Annotated in this window: 17 protein-coding genes; 6 read left to right on the top strand and 11 right to left on the bottom strand. The window is 73.1% G+C overall.

Going from position 1 to position 16,704, the window contains the following annotated elements:
• Nucleotides 1-25: 25 nt before the first annotated feature.
• Entirely contained in the window at nucleotides 26-1,090 is a 1,065-nt protein-coding gene (locus DSM26151_RS03495; protein WP_234661043.1) for a PHP domain-containing protein, read from the top strand.
• Nucleotides 1,091-1,109: 19 nt separating this feature from the next.
• Complete coding sequence (locus DSM26151_RS03490; protein ID WP_286329662.1) at nucleotides 1,110-1,430, top strand: TetR/AcrR family transcriptional regulator C-terminal domain-containing protein; 321 nt, start codon at nucleotides 1,110-1,112, stop codon at nucleotides 1,428-1,430.
• A gap of 26 nt (nucleotides 1,431-1,456) precedes the next feature.
• Here the strand turns inward: DSM26151_RS03490 and DSM26151_RS03485 are convergent, their stop codons facing one another.
• The 3 genes from DSM26151_RS03485 to DSM26151_RS03475 all read right to left on the bottom strand — a co-directional run bounded on the left by DSM26151_RS03485 (nucleotide 1,457) and on the right by DSM26151_RS03475 (nucleotide 3,719).
• Nucleotides 1,457-2,350: an alpha/beta fold hydrolase gene (locus tag DSM26151_RS03485; RefSeq protein WP_234661042.1), complete on the bottom strand. Its 894-nt coding sequence runs from the start codon at nucleotides 2,348-2,350 to the stop codon at nucleotides 1,457-1,459.
• A gap of 59 nt (nucleotides 2,351-2,409) precedes the next feature.
• Complete coding sequence (locus DSM26151_RS03480) at nucleotides 2,410-2,604, bottom strand: hypothetical protein (RefSeq protein ID WP_234661041.1); 195 nt, start codon at nucleotides 2,602-2,604, stop codon at nucleotides 2,410-2,412.
• 173 nt (nucleotides 2,605-2,777) lie between these two features.
• Nucleotides 2,778-3,719, bottom strand: a complete 942-nt coding sequence (locus tag DSM26151_RS03475) for a cytochrome b/b6 domain-containing protein (protein WP_234661040.1) — start codon at nucleotides 3,717-3,719, stop codon at nucleotides 2,778-2,780.
• A gap of 139 nt (nucleotides 3,720-3,858) precedes the next feature.
• Between DSM26151_RS03475 and DSM26151_RS03470 the strand changes: the two genes are divergently transcribed.
• Complete coding sequence (locus tag DSM26151_RS03470) at nucleotides 3,859-4,623, top strand: EI24 domain-containing protein (protein ID WP_234661039.1); 765 nt, start codon at nucleotides 3,859-3,861, stop codon at nucleotides 4,621-4,623.
• Nucleotides 4,624-4,639: 16 nt separating this feature from the next.
• Here the strand turns inward: DSM26151_RS03470 and DSM26151_RS03465 are convergent, their stop codons facing one another.
• Together DSM26151_RS03465 and DSM26151_RS03460 are read right to left on the bottom strand one after the other, a co-directional pair.
• Nucleotides 4,640-5,347 (bottom strand): NAD-dependent deacylase, encoded by a 708-nt coding sequence (locus tag DSM26151_RS03465; RefSeq protein ID WP_234661038.1) that lies wholly within the window; start codon nucleotides 5,345-5,347, stop codon nucleotides 4,640-4,642.
• On the bottom strand, nucleotides 5,344-5,943 hold the full coding sequence (locus DSM26151_RS03460) for a class I SAM-dependent methyltransferase (RefSeq protein ID WP_234661037.1): 600 nt from the start codon (nucleotides 5,941-5,943) through the stop codon (nucleotides 5,344-5,346). The genes DSM26151_RS03465 and DSM26151_RS03460 overlap by 4 nt, the downstream gene beginning before the upstream one ends.
• A gap of 81 nt (nucleotides 5,944-6,024) precedes the next feature.
• Between DSM26151_RS03460 and DSM26151_RS03455 the strand changes: the two genes are divergently transcribed.
• The 3 genes from DSM26151_RS03455 to DSM26151_RS03445 all read left to right on the top strand — a co-directional run bounded on the left by DSM26151_RS03455 (nucleotide 6,025) and on the right by DSM26151_RS03445 (nucleotide 8,375).
• Nucleotides 6,025-6,771 (top strand): maleylpyruvate isomerase N-terminal domain-containing protein, encoded by a 747-nt coding sequence (locus DSM26151_RS03455; protein WP_234661036.1) that lies wholly within the window; start codon nucleotides 6,025-6,027, stop codon nucleotides 6,769-6,771.
• A 103-nt stretch (nucleotides 6,772-6,874) separates the two neighbouring features.
• Nucleotides 6,875-8,146: an endonuclease/exonuclease/phosphatase family protein gene (locus DSM26151_RS03450; protein ID WP_234661035.1), complete on the top strand. Its 1,272-nt coding sequence runs from the start codon at nucleotides 6,875-6,877 to the stop codon at nucleotides 8,144-8,146.
• Nucleotides 8,147-8,234: 88 nt separating this feature from the next.
• Nucleotides 8,235-8,375, top strand: a complete 141-nt coding sequence (locus DSM26151_RS03445) for a hypothetical protein (protein WP_234661034.1) — start codon at nucleotides 8,235-8,237, stop codon at nucleotides 8,373-8,375.
• A gap of 111 nt (nucleotides 8,376-8,486) precedes the next feature.
• Here the strand turns inward: DSM26151_RS03445 and DSM26151_RS03440 are convergent, their stop codons facing one another.
• From DSM26151_RS03440 to DSM26151_RS03415, 6 genes are all read right to left on the bottom strand, one after another.
• Nucleotides 8,487-9,038 carry a hypothetical protein gene (locus DSM26151_RS03440; protein WP_234661033.1) on the bottom strand — a complete coding sequence of 184 codons (552 nt, stop codon included), beginning with the start codon at nucleotides 9,036-9,038 and terminating at the stop codon, nucleotides 8,487-8,489.
• Between the two features lie 95 nt (nucleotides 9,039-9,133).
• Entirely contained in the window at nucleotides 9,134-9,754 is a 621-nt protein-coding gene (locus DSM26151_RS03435; protein WP_234661032.1) for a histidine phosphatase family protein, read from the bottom strand.
• Nucleotides 9,755-9,838: 84 nt separating this feature from the next.
• The gene (locus DSM26151_RS03430; RefSeq protein ID WP_234661031.1) at nucleotides 9,839-10,267 is read right to left on the bottom strand and encodes a VOC family protein; all 429 of its coding nucleotides are present in this window, start codon (nucleotides 10,265-10,267) and stop codon (nucleotides 9,839-9,841) included.
• The gene (locus tag DSM26151_RS03425; protein WP_234661030.1) at nucleotides 10,264-11,808 is read right to left on the bottom strand and encodes an ATP-dependent DNA ligase; all 1,545 of its coding nucleotides are present in this window, start codon (nucleotides 11,806-11,808) and stop codon (nucleotides 10,264-10,266) included. The genes DSM26151_RS03430 and DSM26151_RS03425 overlap by 4 nt, the downstream gene beginning before the upstream one ends.
• 59 nt (nucleotides 11,809-11,867) lie before the next feature.
• Nucleotides 11,868-13,055, bottom strand: coding sequence for a HupE/UreJ family protein (locus DSM26151_RS03420; RefSeq protein WP_234661029.1), 1,188 nt, complete (start codon nucleotides 13,053-13,055; stop codon nucleotides 11,868-11,870).
• On the bottom strand, nucleotides 13,052-16,537 hold the full coding sequence (locus DSM26151_RS03415) for a metallophosphoesterase (RefSeq protein ID WP_234661028.1): 3,486 nt from the start codon (nucleotides 16,535-16,537) through the stop codon (nucleotides 13,052-13,054). Before DSM26151_RS03415 ends, DSM26151_RS03420 begins: the two co-directional genes overlap by 4 nt.
• Between the last annotated feature and the right edge of the window lie 167 nt (nucleotides 16,538-16,704).

Here is a 16,704-nt window from a genome sequence, read left to right as displayed (position 1 = left end):
GCCGCCCGCGCGGCAGACTGGAGCGATGGACCCGGTACAGGCGCTGGAGGAGATCGCGTCGCTGCTCGAGGTGCAGCTCGCGACGCCGTTCAAGGCGAAGGCGTTCCGCCGCGCGGCGGGCGTGATCGGCCCGCTGACCGACGACGAGCTGCGTGCGCGCGCGGCCGACGGGCGCCTGAAGAAGTCGCCCGGGATCGGCGACTCGAGCCTCGGCGTCATCGTCGAGGCGCTTAGTGGGAAGGTGCCCGGCTACCTCGCCGACCTCCGCGAGAAGGCGGGCGTCGAGGTCTCCACCGGGCTCCGGGCGTTGCTCCGCGGTGACCTGCACGCGCACTCCGACTGGTCGGACGGCACGACGAGCATCGCCGCGATGGCGCGCGCCGCGGCATCCGCCGGGCTCGAGTACTTCGCACTCACCGACCACTCGCCGAACCTGCGCGTCGCGAACGGCCTCTCGCCCGCGCGGCTCGAGTCGCAGCTCGAGATCGTGGGCGCACTGAACGCGGGGCTCGGCGAGTCCGACCGCGACGGGCGCGACCGCGGCGGTCGCGAGCGCGGCGAGCTCGGCGTGCGGATCCTGACCGGCATCGAGGTCGACATCCTCGAGGACGGCGTGCTCGACCAGCGCCCCGACCTGCTCGACCGGCTCGACGTGGTGGTCGCGAGCGTGCACTCGAAGCTGCGCTCGCCGCGCGATGAGATGACGAAGCGGATGCTTCGTGCCATCCGCGATCCGCGCATGAACGTGCTCGGGCACTGCACGGGCCGGCTCGTGCAGGGCTCGCGCGGCACGAGGCCGCAGTCGGAGTTCGACGCCGAGGCCGTGTTCGCCGCGTGCGCCGAGCACGACGTCGCGGTCGAGATCAACTCGCGTCCCGAACGTCAGGACCCGCCCGACGACCTCATCGAGGTCGCGCTCGAGGCCGGCTGCCGGTTCTCGATCGACACCGACGGGCACGCGCCCGGGCACTTCGGCTTCCTCGCGCTCGGCGCGGCCCGCGCCGAAGCGGCCGGCATCCCGCCCGAGCGCATCGTCACGACCTGGGACGCCGACCGGCTCATCGAGTGGGCGGGCGCGAAGAAGCGCTGAGGCCGCCGAGCGACGCCGCCTGCGGCGCCTCGTCATCGGCGAATCGAGCCGATTCCCGGACCTCGGCAGGGCGCTCCGCGAGGCCGGCCCGGAGCGGGCCGTCGCACGCATCGGGCGCATCCTCGAGGACCTCCGCGACGCGGGACTCGTGGCGTTCGACGACGCCGTCGAGGCCGCGACCGTGTTCAACTGGCTCGTGATGGGCCGCCCGCTCAACGAGGTCATGCTGCTCGGCGACGACGCGATACCGGATGCCTCGTCGCAGCGCCGCCACGCCGAGCTGTCGGTCCGGGTGTTCCTGGCCTCGGTCGCGGTGCCGCCCACCGACGCCGGCGGGTGACCGGTCGCAGCCACGAGGGCCGCGATTCAGGAGGATTTCGGCGACACGCCGTGTCGCGGCATCCGCTCGCCCGGCGTGTCGGGCAGACGTCCTGAATCGCGACCGGGGGCCGCGTCGGCGGCCGGCATCCCGCCCGAGCGCTCCGCCAGCCAGTCGAGCACCTCGGGCACCACGTCGAGCACCGCGACGTGGCCGTCGTCCAGGCGCATCCAGAGCCGGGCCCCAGGCAGGCCCGCGACGAGGCGCACGGCGTGCGCCCGTGGGATCACGCGATCGAGTTCGCCCTGCACGAGCAGCACGGGGACGTGCACGTCGGCGAGCTCGAATCCCCAGGCGCGCGTGAACGCGACGTCGTCGTCGACGAGGCCGCCGGGGCCGGCCGACTCCGCGCGCCCGGCGTCGCGGCCGACCGCGCCCCACTCGCCGCCGAGCACGGCGAAATCGCGGTCGGTGAACTGCGCCGGGTCGAACTCGTCGGTCTCGGCGAAGCGCAGGCGTTCGTCGCGCGAGACGGCTGCCGCTCGGAGCGCACCGGGCTCGTGCATGCCCGCGAACCAACCGTCGTCCGCCCCGTACGGCGACGGGCTCGCGAGCACCGCGGCCGCCGTCACGCGATCGGGCAGGAGCGCGGCGCACGCGAGCGCGTGCGGTCCCCCGCCTGAGTATCCGGCGACGGCGAAGCGGTCGAGGTCGAGCGCGTCGGCGAGCGCGGCGACGTCGTGGGCGACGGATGCCACGTCTCGGCCTGGTCGTGGGGTCGAGCCTCCGTAGCCCGGGCGTGCGAACGTGACGAGACGGATGCCCCGCGCCCGCGCCGCGCGCACGAGCGGCTCGAGCGGTTCGCCGGTGTGCGGCGACCCGGCGTGCCAGACCACGACGGGGGCACCCGGATGCGACGCGCCGCTGTCGTAGGCGCGCACGACTCCTCCGTGCGGAGACGGCACATCGACCGCAGCGGCACCGACCTCGCCGGACCCGGCTATCGCTCGACCGCCCTGCGGTCGTCCCCGCGCTTCGCGACCGACCTGAGCCAGAAGAAGACGGCGACCGCGACGACCGCGACGATGGCGAGCTTCACGACGAACCACAGCACGCTGAAGACGACGTCGACGAGGATCCACGCGATCACCACGGCGGCGATGACGCCGACGACGGTCCAGACGGTGCGGCTCATGCTTCGAGCCTAGCGAAACCGGCCGCGACCACGCCCGCCGCGATTCAGGAGGATTTCGGCGACACGCCGTGTCGCGGCATCCGCTCGCCCGGCGTGTCGGGCAAACGTCCTGAACTGCGACCGGGGGCCGCGTCCGGGGGCCGGGGCCGCGGCCGCGGCGACGACGACGGCGGTCAGCCCTGCACCCGCCCCGACCGGGCCGCGATGCGCTTGAGCAGCGGCGGCTTCGCGAGCACCCACGCGACCACGGTCACGACGATCGACGCCGCGAAGATCGCGAACCCGATCCAGTCGTCGGCGTCGCGCGCCGCGTACATCTGGTTGAGCTTGCGGAGCGCGCCCGTCGAGAGCACGAGCACCACGTGCACGAACGTGAACGCGAGGAAGAACAGCATCACCGGGTAGTGCACGGCCCGCGCGAGAGCTTCGCCCGTCGGTGAGGCGAGCCGCCCCTCGACGGGCCAGATCGAGGAGAGCCGCAGCCCCGTGACGAGCGCGAGCGGCGCGGCGATGAACACGACCGCGAAGTACGCCAGCTGCTGGAGCGCGTTGTACACGATCCACGAGTCCTCGGTCGGCCACTCGAGCGACGCGTACTGCAGCGCCGCGGAGATCGCGTTCGGCACCACGGCCCAGTCGGTCGGCACGATCCGCAGCCACTGGCCGGTCGCGAAGAGCAGCACCACGTAGGTGAGGCCGACGAGCAGCCACAGTGCGTCGAGCCAGAGATGGAACCAGAGCCAGATGCCGAGCCGGCGCGGAGCGCGCTTCGTGCGCGGCCACCGCGTGTTGTCGCGCGTCCAGAACCCGGGCGGGCGGCGCTTGCCGCGCAACTCGAACCCGGTCTTGACGAGCAGCACGAGGAAGAACGCGTTCAGGAAGTGCTGCCAGCCGAGCCACCAGGGGATGCCGACCGGCGTGCCCTCGGGCGGAGGCACGATGCCCGGGTACGCGACGATGAAGTCCTCGACCGCCGGGATGCCGCGCACGAGCCGTGCGACGAGGACGATGACGCCGAGCGCGACGACGGCGATCGCGGTTCCCCAGATCACGCGACGTCGCTGCGCCTTCCACCACTCGGCTGCGCGAGCGGGCTGCGTGGAGGTCGTCGTCATGGCGTGGTGGGGTCCTTCGTCGAGCGGATGCCTCCGACGATATCGCCGTCGGCTGGGAGCAGTCGCGCCGCGGTGCAACACCACGTCGCACGTGGCGTGCTCCGACACCGGCGCGCCCCGCACGCCTAGGCTTGCCCGCGTGCTGCACGAACTGTTCGTTGGCGCCCGGAAGCTCGCACGCGGCTTCGCGTTCTGGCGGCGGGACCCGGGCGCGATGCTGCTCGGGCTCGTGCCCGCCGCGATCGTGTTCGCGCTGTTCGTGTGGGGGCTGGTCGCCCTCGGCTTCGGCCTGCCCGCGCTCGTCGAGGTCGCGACTCCGTTCGCGGGCGCCTGGCCCGAGCTCTGGCGCTCCGCGTTCCGGGTGGTCGTCGCGGTCGTCGTGTTCGCGGGCGCCGCGGTGCTCGCCTTCGTCACGTTCACGGCGCTGACGCTCGTGGTCGGCGACCCCTTCTACGAGCGGATCTGGGTGGCGGTCGAGACCGACGCCGACGGGGTCCCTCCCGGCGAGGGTTCCGGATTCTGGGCGGGAGTGCGCGGTGCGGGCGCCCTCGTGCTGCAGGGCCTCGTCTCGGCGGCGCTCGTCGCGGTCGTCGGAGTCGTCCCGGTGGTGGGCACGGTCGCCGCCGCGATCCTCGGAGCGGTCCTGACCGGGCGCCTGCTCGCGCGGGAGCTCTCCTCGCGCGCCCTCGACGCCCGCGGGCTCTCCCGCGACGCGCGGCGCGCCCTCCTGCGCCGCCACCGCTGGCGGTTCCTCGGCTTCGGCGTGGCGACGCAGCTGTGCTTCCTGGTGCCCTTCGGGGCCGTGATCACCATGCCCGCCGCGGTCGCCGGCGCGACGCTGCTGGCCCGTTCGGCGCTCGACACGCCGGGAGCGCCGCGCGAGGCCCGCCCCGGTGCCCGATGAGGATCCCCGCCGCGCGCTACGTCGTCCGCGACGGCGCCGCGAGCAGCTCGCGCACCCACTCCGGGACGAGCACGCTCGCCGGCCCGAGGCGGGACTCGGCGAAGAACGGCGTGATCTCGCTCTCAGCGAGGTTCAGCTCCAACGTCGACGCCCCGAGCGCTGAGGCGGTGAGCACGAAGCCGGCGGCGGGGTACACGGCGCCCGACGTGCCGATCGCCACGAACACGTCGCACGCCGCCAGTGCGGCGTCGATCTCGTCGAGCCCGTACGGCAGCTCCCCGAACCAGACGACGTCGGGGCGCAGCATCCGCTCACCGCACGCCGGGCACGGCGGGCCCGGCAGCAGGTCGTCCTGCACGGGCGGCCGCTCGCCGCACGCGGCGCATCGCGCCCGTCCGAGCTCGCCGTGCATGTGCAGCACGCGCGACGATCCTGCCCGCTCGTGCAGGTCGTCGATGTTCTGCGTGACGACGAGCAGGTCGTCGCCGATCGCGCGTTCGAGCGCGGCGAGCGCGTGGTGCGCGGGATTGGGGGCGACGGATGCCACGGCGCGGCGCCGCGCGTCGTAGAAGCGCTGCACGGTCTCCGGGTCGGCCGCGAACGCCTCGGGGGTGGCGACATCCTCGACGCGGTGCCCCTCCCACAGCCCGCCGGCACCGCGGAACGTGGGCACGCCGCTCTCCGCGGAGATGCCCGCGCCCGTCAGGACGATGATGCGGGTCATGATCCGGGCAGGTGCCCGCTGAACACCAGGACGCGGGTCGGTCCGAACGGGAACGACGGCACGCGCACGAGCCGCGCGTCGTCCGCGATGAATCCAGCCCCGACCAGCGCGGCGCCCGTGTCGCGATCCCAGTGGCAGCCGTGGCACCAGCGACGACTGAGCGGCGTGACCGCGCGCTGGATGCCGCGCTTGAGGGTGCCCTGCGGCGCGGCGACGTGGTCGACGAACACGATCGAACCGCCGGGCGCCAGCACGCGTCGCACCTCGGCGAGCGCGGCGGCCTGGTCGGTCACCGAGCACAGCACGTAGGTGCCCACGACGGCGTCGACCGACGCGTCGGGCAGCGGGATGCGCTCCGCGACGGCGTCGAGCGGATCCCGCTCGTGCTGCCAGGCGCGGGCGCGCTGGGCGAGCTCGACCCGGCGGTCGAAGTCGGGTTCGAGCCCGATCCACTCGATGTCGTGGTCGAACGCGCCGAAGTTCTCGCCCTCGCCGGCACCGATCTCGAGCACCCGCCCGCGGACGCGGCCGATGGCCTCGCGCTCGAGGTCGTCGAGGTCGTCGTCGGTGATGAGCGGGGGCCGCGTGGCATCCATCACAGGTCATGCGACCACGCGGCGTCCCGCTCGTCAAGCGTCCGGCGTGCACGGCGGACCGGCGCAGAGCAGGATGGAGGCATGCCGTCACCGAGCGATCTCCGGGCCGCCTCCACCGCGTTCGCCGACGCCGCCGCGCTCACCGACCCCGGCGCGCCGGTGCGGTCGACGATCTGGCCGACCGCGGGGCGGATCGTGGACCACCTCGGCACCATCCAACGGTGGGCCGCCGAGCAGGTGCGCACGGGCGCGCCGGCGGACCGTCGCGCGTTCCGGCGTCCGGACGAGGTCGACCGGGTCTCGTGGTTCCGCGAGGGCGCAGAGCGGCTGATGCGCACCCTCGACGACGCCGATCCCGAGCGACCGCTGCCGTTCCTGTACGGCGCGTCGGGCACGGTCCCGTCCTGGCAGCGCCGGATGGCGCACGAGGCGGCGAAGCACCTGTGGGACCTCCGCACGGCGCTCGACGCCGACCCGCCCTTCCCGCCCGAGGTCGACCTCGCCGGTCGTGCGGACGCGATCGACGAGTTCGGCGAGGTCTTCATGACGGAGGCGCAGCGGCGCGGGATCGCCGCGCTCGTGGGACCGGTCGACCTCGCCGCGACGGACTCGACCGACGCGTGGCGGGTCTCGCCGGAGTGGGCGCTCGTGCGGGTGCGTCCGGGCGCGGCATCCGAGGCCCCGCCCGTCGCGACCATCTCGGCCGCGGTCGGCGACCTCGCGCTGCTGCTCTGGGAGCGAGCGTCGCTCGGTGCGCCCGGGCGGTTCCGCGTCGACGGCGACGCGAGCGTCGCGACCGCCTTCGCCACGACGCCCGTGCACCTCTGAGCACGACGGGGGCGGGCCCGCTCGTTCGCGCACGGTTCTTCCGGCGGTCACCCGAACCGCCTACCGTGGGCGGCATCCGGAACCCGCCAGCAGAGGAGCTCGCATGTCCACGAGACGATCCGACCGTTCCCGCACCACGCACCGCACCCCGCTCGTCGTCGCCTCGGCGGCGGCGCTCGCGCTCGGCGCAGGAGTGCTCGCCGCACCGGCCCAGGCCGCGCCGGGCGGAACGCCGGGCCGCGCCGACACCGTCCGCGTCGCCACGTACAACCTCTCGCTCAACCGGAACGTCGAGGGCCAGCTGGTCGCCGACCTGTCGACGGGCGCGAACGCGCAGGCGAAGACCGTCGCCGAGGTCATCCAGCGCGCGAACCCCGACATCGTGCTGCTGAACGAGTTCGACTACGTCGAGGGGGGCCTGGCGGTCGACCTGTTCCGCGAGAACTACCTCGAGGTCTCGCAGGCCGGCGCCGACCCGGTCGAGTACCCGTACGCGTTCGTCGCGCCGTCGAACACGGGCGTGCCGAGCGGGTTCGACCTGAACAACAACGGCGTCGTCGGCGGCGGCGACGACGCGTTCGGCTTCGGCTTCTTCCCCGGCCAGTTCGGGATGGCCGTGCTCTCGAAGCACCCGATCGACGAGGGCGCGGTGCGCACGTTCCAGCACTTCCTCTGGAAGGACATGCCGGGCGCCCTGCTCCCCGACGACCCGAACACCGCGCCGCCGGCCGACTGGTACTCGCCCGAGGAGCTCGACGTGTTCCGCCTGTCGAGCAAGTCGCACTGGGATGTCCCCGTCGAGATCGGCGGTCGCACCGTGCACGTACTCGCCTCGCACCCGACACCGCCGACGTTCGACGGCCCCGAGGACCGCAACGGCACGCGCAACCACGACGAGATCCGCTTCTGGGCCGACTACGTGAAGCCTGGGGCGGACTCGCGGTACATCTACGACGACGACGGCGCGAAGGGCGGCCTGAAGCCGGGCTCGTCGTTCGTGATCATGGGCGACCAGAACGCCGACCCGCTCGACGGCGACTCGGTGGATGCCGCGATCCAGCAGCTGCTCGACCACCCGCGCATCACCGACCCGCAGCCGACCTCGGCGGGCGCGGTCGAGGCCGCGACGCTGCAGGGCGGAGCGAACCTGGCGCACGAGGGCGACCCCGCGTACGACACGGCCGACTTCAACGACAACCCGGCGCCGGGCAACCTGCGCGCCGACTACGTGCTGCCGTCGAAGAGCCTCCGTGTCGCCGACGCGGGCGTCTTCTGGCCGGTCCAGGCCGATCCGCTCTCGGCGCTCACGGGCACGTTCCCGTTCCCGTCGAGCGACCACCGGCTGGTCTGGGTCGACCTGCACGTGCGGCGCTGAGGTCGTCGCGCACGACTCGCGCGCAGGCGGCGGCACTATGGTGGCGACCACGGGGCCCGTCCCGGGCTCCCGAGCAGAGGGCGTCACCGTGTCAGACAAGTCATCGAAGAAGCCGAGCAACAACAAGACCGCAGCCACCCGGACGCTCAAGGAGAAGCGAGCCGACAAGAAGGCGAAGGTCGCCGGCCGCGTCGGCAACGACGTCACCGACGCCACGCACCGCAAGTAGCGGTCGAACGACGAACCGCGCGGCGGGTCTCCCGGGAACGGGGGCCCGCCGCGCTCCCGTGGCCCGGGCGGCCCGCTCGGGCCGCCCAGCCCGCCCGGGCCGCCCGCCCGCTCAGGCCGCGCCGGGGAGGCCGGGCCCGAACCGATCGGGCACGGCCCTCACCACGCCCGGAAGCCAGCGGTCGACGTCGGGCCAGGCCCGCGCGGTCGGCAGCCGCCGGATCAGCCCGGCGAGCGGTGCGTCGCCCGGCTCCCACGGCAGCACGCGGTTGGGCGACGCCGCGGCGACGACGCCGAGCCACCAGTGCATCCAGGTGCCGCGGAGCGACTCGGGCTCGAGCACGACGTAGTAGTCGGGCACGCGCACCTCGTGGCGGGCGATCGCGCCCACGGCCTGCTCGATCTCGAGCTGCAGGACCCCGAGCGTCGATCGCTCGTCGAAGAACTCGACCCAAGCGGATGCCACGTGCCCGAGCGGGTCGCGGTCGTGCACGACGAACGGCGCACGGGAGGTGACCGACCAGGTCGCGACCTCGGCGTCGGTGGCATCCGTCATGTCGGCGAACGTCGCGCTCTCGACGTTCGCGAGCCCGGCGAGGGATCCGATCGCGGCGCTCGTCTCCTCGCCCACGACGACCAGGGTGGTGCTGCCCGGAGCCTCCATTTCCGGATCATACGCCCGGGTCGGGCCCCGGCGGGAGGGGCGTCACCGGCCCGTCGCACGATCGTTCCGAGATCGCGACACTCGCCCCGGGGCGGTCATGCGATGCGCGCGACGACCTCCCCCGGTTCCGCGGGCGACAGCGACGGAAGCACCTCGTCGAACGGGGTACCGCCGACGGTGAGCACCTGCCAGGCGGCATCCGCTCGCCGGGTGCGCGAGACCGTGAGGTTGTCGAGCCTCGGGTAGCTGCTCGCGTCATGGCCGGTGAGCTCTGCGAGCACGTGCCGGATCAGGGTGCCGTGGGCCACCGCCAGCACGCGAGCGCCGGGGTGCTCCACCGCGATGCGCTCGAGTGCCCGCACACCACGCGGTCCGACCGCGGCGTCGGGCTCCTTGCCCGGGAACTCGCGGCCGGGCCAGCGTTCGTCGATCTCCGAGACGGGCGTGCCGTCGGCGTCGCCGAAGTCCTGCTCGATGAGGCCGTCGTACTCGCCCGCGACGGGGATGCCGAGACCGTCTGCGAGGATCGCGGCGGTCGTGCGCGCCCGGCCGAGCGTCGAGCTCACCACGAGGTCCCAGTCGGCCGGGTCGAGCCTCCGGGCCGCGTCCTCGGCCTGCGCACGCCCCGTGGCGTTCAGCGGGATGTCGGCCCGCCCCTGCATGAGCCCGGCGAGGTTCCAGTCGGTCTGTCCGTGCCGGACGAGGGCGAGATGCATGGGTTCCAGCCTAGGCGGGCTCGACCGCCACCGCCCCGAGGGCTACCGTGACCTGCGGGAAGGAGCACGACCATGGCCGGAGGGTCAGTCGAGCTCCTGGAAGATCGTGAGCTGCAGCCCGGCCGGTGCGCGCACTCGGGCGTTCAGCGAGCGCCATGGCGTCTCGCGAGCGGATGCCTCGAGCTCGGCGCCCGCGTCGACGAGCTCGTCGGTCACCGCCGCCGTGTCGTCGACCTCGAGTGCGACCCGGATGCGATCGCTGCGGCCGCCGTCGGTCTCGACCCGGTCGATGAACCGGACCTGGGCCGGGTTCGACAGTTCGAGCGTGGCCCGCCCGGCGTCGAGGATGCGGACCTCTGCGCCGTCGTCACCGCTGTAGGACTCCTGCTCGGGCATCCCGACCACGTCGCGGAAGAACCGCAGCGCCGCGTCGAAGTCCTCGGCCTCGACGACGAGTCGGAGCTGCCTGACCCGGCCGGTGCCGGATCCCTCGGTCGCCACGCCATCCGTCATGCTGTTCCCCCTTCGTCGCCGCCGCGGAGCAGTGCCCGCAGCGACTGGATCGTATCGGTCTCTCCTGGCCCCTTGTCGGGGCGGTACCCCTTCACCCGGGCGAAGCGCAGGGCGACGCCACCGGGGTAGCGACTCGAGCGCTGCACGCCGTCGATCGCGATCTCGACCACGGTGACCGGCTCGACGAAGACGGCGTGCTCGGTGCGGCGCGTCTCGATCTCGGGGAACCGCTCGGTCTGGAATCGCAGGAGCTCGTCGGTGAGCCCCTTGAACGTCTTGCCGACCATGACGAACGTGCCGGGCGCGCCGAACTCGCCCTCTGGATCTCGCGCGCCGAGGTGCAGGTTCGACAGGAGCCCGGTGCGCCGACCCGAGCCCCATTCCGCGGCGAGCACCACGAGGTCGAAGGTGAGGACGGGCTTGACCTTGATCCAGCTCGCCCCGCGACGGCCGGCCGCGTAGGGCGCACCGACCCCCTTCACGACGACGCCCTCGTGCCCTGCGGCGAGCGCGTCGCGCGACACCCGCTCGGCGACCTCGGGGTCGTCCGTGACGCGGCCGGGGATGCGGTGCGCCCCCGCGACGCGCGCGAGTTCGGCGAGCCGCACCGCGAGCGGCTCGTCGATGAGGTCGCGCCCGTCGACGTGGAGCACGTCGAAGAACCACGGATGCAGCAGCATCTCGCGCCCGGTCTCGGCCCCGAACCGCGACATCGTCTCCTGGAAGGGGCGCGGCGCGCCGCCCTCGTCGAGTGCGAGGGTCTCGCCGTCGAGGATGAGCGCATCCGCGGGCAGGCTGCGGACGACGTCGACGACCTCGGGCACCCGATGCGTGACGTCGGCGAGGTTGCGCGTGAACACGCGCACCTCGTCGCCCGACCGGTGCGCCTGGATGCGCGCCCCGTCGAGCTTGAATTCGACGGATGCCTCGCCCACCTGTTCGAGCGCGGCCGCGGCGCTCGGCGCGGTGCCGGCGAGCATCGGCTGCACGGGTCGGCCGACGCGGAGCCCCACGGCGTCGAGCTCGCCCGGCGCTCCCGTGAGGGCGATGCGCGCGGTCTCGCCGAGGTCGCCCGACAGCATCGCCGCGCGGCGCACGAGGTCGCCCGGGCGTTCGGCGGCACGCGCGATCGCGTCGGTCAGCACGCCCTCGAGCGCGCCGGTGCGGAGCTCGCCGAGGATCACCCGCGAGACGAAGTCCTGCTCTCGCGCGGTCGCGCGCGACCCGAGGTCGGCGAGCACCGAGGCCCGCTCGGCGGCCGAACCCGAACCGCTCGCGCCCGCCAGCCGCTCGAGCGCCGCGTCGACGTCGAGGACGGTGAGGGCAGCGGCCCCCGCCGGATCGCCCATGCCGCCCCGGAGGGTGCGCCAGCCGACCCCGACCCGGCCCTGCCGCGGCTTGGCGATCAGGAAGCCGACCGCGGGCACGACCTCGTCGGGCGCGAGCCCCCCGAGCAGGCTCGCGAGCGCATCGACCTTCGCGAGTCGCGAGCGGGTGGACGCGACCCGTTCGACCGTCGTCACGACCTCGTCGAGGAGCACCCGATCATCCTCGCACCGCCCGCCGACACGCGGCGGGCGGCGCGAACGAGCGGGCCCGATCAGGCCGGCGGCCCACCCGGACCCGCCAACCCGGCGACGACCCGTTCGGCGAACCAGAACGTGCCGACGGCGGCGACCGCGAGCCCCGCGAGGACGGTCGCGGGTCTGCCCGCGACGGTCCGTCGAAGCAGCACGAGCAACGGGAACGCGACCGCGATGATCGCGAGCTGCGCCGCCTCGATCCCGACGTTGAACGCGATGAGCGCCCACAGCAGCCCCCACGACCACGCCTCGTCGACGCCGAGCGCGCTCGCGAAGCCGAGCCCGTGGAGCAGCCCGAAGGCGAACACCACCGGCATCCGCCAGCGATGGGGCACCTCACCCTTCCAGATCGCCGCGAACGCCGCGACCGCGATGGAGAGCGCGATGACCGGCTCGACGACCTCGGCCGGCACGCCCACGACGCCGGTCGCCGCCAGCAGGAACGTCACGCTGTGGGCCACGGTGAAGGTCGTCGCCGTGATGACGAGTCCGCGCAGGCTGCGTGCGCCGAGCAGCAGCGCCACGAGGAACAGCACGTGGTCGAGGCCGAGCAGCAGGTGCTCGGCGCCCAGGACGAAGAACTCGCCGATCCGCGCTCCGGGGTCGGCGAGTGCGACCGTCGGGTCCGATGCGACGAGCACGGCGTTTCCGGCGGCGCCGTCGAGATCCCATTCGAGCATGGTCCGCGTCGAGTGCACGAAGCCCTCCGCGTCCGGGAACAGCGCGCTCGAGACCGTGAGCTCGCTCGACTCGGCGCGGTCGCAGTCGTAGGCGTAGGTCACCACCGCGAAGGCGCGGCCGGCGCGGTCGCGGATGCCACCGGCGCCCACGGGTTCGGCGGCGCACCGCTCGCCCTCCGCGGTGACGGCGAATCGTGCGTCGACGTAGTCGTCCACCGAATCGGCGTACGCCGCGAGCTGGCGCGCCTGCTCGTCACGGTCCGTGGCCTCGTACGCGTCCGCGTACGCCCAGGCGGACTTCATCAGCAGGTCGTACTCCAGTTCGAGCACGGCGGTGATGCGGTCGCCGTCGCGGACGACCTCGGCGTAGGCGGACGTCGTCTCGTCGTGCGCGGTGGCCGGACCGGACGGCAGCAGCGCGGTGCCGACCGCGACGGCGACGCCGAAGACGACCGCGAGCGCACGGACGGCCGCCGCCGCGACCCGGCGAACCGGGCCGCGGCGGCGGATGGCGCCATCCGTCATCGATTCGGACCCTCAGCGGCCACGGCCTCCCCGAGGAACGGGAACCACGGCGAGTTCTCATTCCAGGTGCCCGGGCGGCCCGAGGCATCCGTCGTCAGAAACACGCTGGGCTCCGACGTCGAGGTGCCGCCGCCGGCCGAGCTCGCGGTGACGATCCACGCGTACGCGGTGTCGGCCTTGAGCCGTGTCCACTCGACCGAGGCGACCTCGCCCGAGGCCACGGTCGACTCGCCGACGACCGCCGACGGCACGAAGACCGCGAGCGAGTCGGTGCGGAGCGTCGTGACGCGGCTGGTCAGGTCGACCGGCAGCACGGTCTCGTCCTCGGACCCGTCGTAGCGGTGACGGTCGTCGTACTCGGTCGCGCCGAACTCGTCGAGCAGGGGCGAGTACGTGTCGACGTGCATGACGCTGCGATCGACGTCGAACGAGAGCAGTCGGAGGAAGCTCGCACCGAAGCGGAGCTGGTCGTCGGGCCGGTAGCCGCCGATCTCGGTGAGGCCGAGGCGATCGGCGGAGACCGTGTAGAACTGGTAGTCCGCGAGCAGCTCGACGACGCCGCGGTCGATCTCGCCGACCCGGGGCTTCACGTTCGTGCCCACGCCGTGCTCGTGGCCGGCGAGGATCAGGAACACGTTCGGGCTGTCCTCGACGACCGTGTTGTAGAGCATCGAGCCGTCGGGGGCCGCGAACGGCGCATCGCGCCCGTCGGGCTCGGTGCTCGGCGCGAGGTAGTCGTGCGTGAGCAGGATGCCGTTGCGGTCGGAGAACTGCTCGAACACGCCGTTCGCCCACTCCGCCTCTTCGCGCGTCACGCCGTACGAGAGGCCGACCACGACGAAGTCGAGGCCGCCCGCCGAGAACAGGTCGTAGTGGTTCTGGTTGTCGCCCTCGCGCCACGGGCCGCCGTACTGGGCCTGGGTCCACGACGCCGCCGCGGCCTCGGAGTTCTCGGGCCCGAAGTAGTCGTTGAAGATCGCATCGGGTCCGTTCTCGGTGCCCGACTGGTTGTCGTGGTTGCCTGCGACGACCCCGCTCGGGATCCCCGCGGCGTCGAGCACGTCGTGCTGGCGCGACGAGACCTCCCACTCGCCGATGATCTGCTGCCGCATCTCATCGGTCTGCGGCGCGCGGATGTTGTTCTCGATCAGGTCGCCGGTATGGGCGACGTAGGAGATCTTCCGTTCATCGGCGTTCCCCGCGATCCAGTCGACGATGCCGCCGTAGGCCGACTCCCAGATCGCCCGCTCCTCGGCCGTCTCCTGCTCGACCGCGCCCTCCGAGAGGTACTGCGTGTCGGTGAAGTGCGCGATCGAGAAGTCGACCGCATCCGGGTCGGCGAAGGCGTTCGGGTCGCCGGCCTCGAGGTCGTCGGCGAACGGGTCCTCGCCGGTCACCATGACGTGGACCTGCTGCCCGTCGATGTAGCGATCGTCGGCCGTGGCGGTGAGGACGGTCTCGCCCTCGACGGCCCCGCGCGATCCGGTGAGCGCATCCCAGGCCTGCGACTGCAGGTTCCAGGCGCGCAGCGTCGCGACGCGGTCCGGATCGACCGTGCCCGTCCAGCGGATGACCGGATCGTTGACGTGGCCCTTCACCATGACGTCGAAGCGCTGGAACGCGACGTCGCGGGAGGCCTCGCCGTCGAGCGTCTCACCGTCGCCCGGCTCGAGCGCCGAGGCATCCGCCTTCCGCTCACCCTCGACACGGAGCGTGGTCGGGATGCCGCGCGAAGTGCCCTGCCAGACCTGGTTCGGCGTGAGGATGTCGGCCTGCGAGAACGTGGCCGACACGTCGCCGTCGCCCGGCTCGCCGACGGTCGCGGAGAGCGTGACCGGCCCGGTCACGTCGGCGGTGCCGGAGGCGGGGGCCAGGTCGGCGGGGACGTCCGGGATGCCGGCCGAGGCGAACGCGATCTCGTGCGTCGACTCGTTGCCGAGACCGTCGGCCGCGGTCACGACGATGGTGTGCGGCCCGGCCACGAGGCCGGGACCGATCAGGTCGGCGAGGCCGACCGGCTCGCCGTCGAGGGCGACCTCGGGGCCGCCGACGACGCCCGAGGGGTCGACGAGCTGCACGTCGAGCGCGGTGGCCTGCTCGATGGTCGATCCGGGTGCGGGCGTGCTGGAGGCGATCGCGGGGCCGGTGTTGTCGGTCACGAGCAGACGCGTGGCGACCTCGCCGGTGGTCGCGGTCGCGGCGACGGTGTGCTCGCCGTCGGCGACCGTGGCGGTGTCGAGGTCGGCACGAAGCCCCCTCGCCTCTGCGTCGACCGTGAACTCGAAGGTCGCGTCGCGCAGGAGCGTGGCGTTGCTGCCGCAACTGCCGTCGCCCATCCGGTAGGTGGCGGAGAGCCCGATCCCGGCCGCGGTGCCCGATGCGGGAGCCAGGGCGAGGGCGGAGATCGTGTAGTCGTCGCGGTTCGCGCCGCACGCCGTGTCGTAGGTGCCGGTGACGAGCTGGATCGTGTTCGATCCCGGTCGGAGCCACTCGTTCGGGAAGACGAGGTCGACCCGTTCGCTGACGAAGTCCGCGTCGATCCCGTGGGTCAGCCCGTTGACCAGGACGTAGCTTCGGTAGCGGGCTTCGATCGAGTTCGAGCCGACATCGAAGCTGAGCACCGCGTCGCCCGAGCCGAGCACGGGCGACGCCGCGACATCAGCACCGTCGAGCGTGAGCTCGGCGACCCCGCCGGATCCTGCCGCGGGCCTCGTGGCGAAGAGCTGCTGCACGCCGTTGGCGATGGTGCCGTCCTCGGGCGTGACGCGGGGCGCACCCGCCGGAGCATTGTTCACCGATACCGCACTCGTCGCGACGCCTCCCGCAGCGGTGGTGGCGCGGATCGTGTGTGCGCCGTTCCGGAGCGTCGTCGTGTCGAGCTCGGCGGTCAGGCCGGTCGTACCCTGCGGGTCGCCGAGGATGAAGAAGGCGAGTTCGGCCCCGAGCAGTTTCGATGCGTTCGAACCGCAGTCGCCGTCGCCGAAGTTGTACGTGTACTCGTTCTCCTCGCCGTCCGCGATCTCGCCGAGCAGCTCGAGCCCGACGTTCGACACGACGAAGTCGTCGTGGTTCGTGCCGCAGCCCGTCTGGATCGTGCCGATGACGAACTCGATCGAGTTCTCGCCCTGCACGAGGTGCTCGTTGGGGATCTCGATCTCGACGCGCGAGTTCACGGCGTCGGCGAGGTCGATCCGGTGGTCTCCGTTGACGACGAGGTGGCTCCCGTATCGCGCCTCGATCGAGTTCGAGCCGACCTCGAAACTCAGGGTCGACGAGCCCACGGTCTCTGTGGTCGCGAGCTCTGCGCCATCGACCGTCAGCGTCGTGACGCTGTCCTCCGCGCTCACGGGCGCTGCGGCGAGCGTCACCGTCCCCTCGAGGTGGGCACCGTTCGCCGGAGCGAGGGTCGGCGCGCCGACCTCGACCGGCGCGGGCTTCACCGCCGCCGCGCCGCCGAGCGGCACGGCCGCCGCGGGGATCACCGGCGCGATCGCCAGCCCCGCCCCAATGATTCCGGTGATCGCCGCGGCGATCACCCCTGTCGATACGCCGCTTGCACGACTGCGCGTCGTCCGCATGCCCTGGCACCCTCCGTGATGTGGTTCCGGCCTCGCGCGAGGGCGCGAGGTCTCGGGATGCCACGGTGGCC

Source organism: Agromyces marinus (genome assembly GCF_021442325.1).
Classification (GTDB): Bacteria; Actinomycetota; Actinomycetes; order Actinomycetales; family Microbacteriaceae; genus Agromyces; species Agromyces marinus.
Note: the sequence above shows the minus strand (reverse complement) of the source record. Positions and strands in the feature narration are given on the sequence as shown.

Bases quoted from the DNA above. Each gene is read 5' to 3' on its own strand.
- DSM26151_RS03495 (WP_234661043.1), top strand. From the start codon at position 26: ATGGACCCGGTACAGGCGCTGGAGGAGATCGCGTCGCTGCTCGAGGTG.
- DSM26151_RS03480 (WP_234661041.1), bottom strand. From the start codon at position 2,604: ATGAGCCGCACCGTCTGGACCGTCGTCGGCGTCATCGCCGCCGTGGTG.
- DSM26151_RS03475 (WP_234661040.1), bottom strand. From the start codon at position 3,719: ATGACGACGACCTCCACGCAGCCCGCTCGCGCAGCCGAGTGGTGGAAG.
- DSM26151_RS03465 (WP_234661038.1), bottom strand. From the start codon at position 5,347: ATGACCCGCATCATCGTCCTGACGGGCGCGGGCATCTCCGCGGAGAGC.
- DSM26151_RS03460 (WP_234661037.1), bottom strand. From the start codon at position 5,943: ATGGATGCCACGCGGCCCCCGCTCATCACCGACGACGACCTCGACGAC.
- DSM26151_RS03455 (WP_234661036.1), top strand. From the start codon at position 6,025: ATGCCGTCACCGAGCGATCTCCGGGCCGCCTCCACCGCGTTCGCCGAC.
- DSM26151_RS03450 (WP_234661035.1), top strand. From the start codon at position 6,875: ATGTCCACGAGACGATCCGACCGTTCCCGCACCACGCACCGCACCCCG.
- DSM26151_RS03440 (WP_234661033.1), bottom strand. From the start codon at position 9,038: ATGGAGGCTCCGGGCAGCACCACCCTGGTCGTCGTGGGCGAGGAGACG.
- DSM26151_RS03435 (WP_234661032.1), bottom strand. From the start codon at position 9,754: ATGCATCTCGCCCTCGTCCGGCACGGACAGACCGACTGGAACCTCGCC.
- DSM26151_RS03430 (WP_234661031.1), bottom strand. From the start codon at position 10,267: ATGACGGATGGCGTGGCGACCGAGGGATCCGGCACCGGCCGGGTCAGG.
- DSM26151_RS03420 (WP_234661029.1), bottom strand. From the start codon at position 13,055: ATGACGGATGGCGCCATCCGCCGCCGCGGCCCGGTTCGCCGGGTCGCG.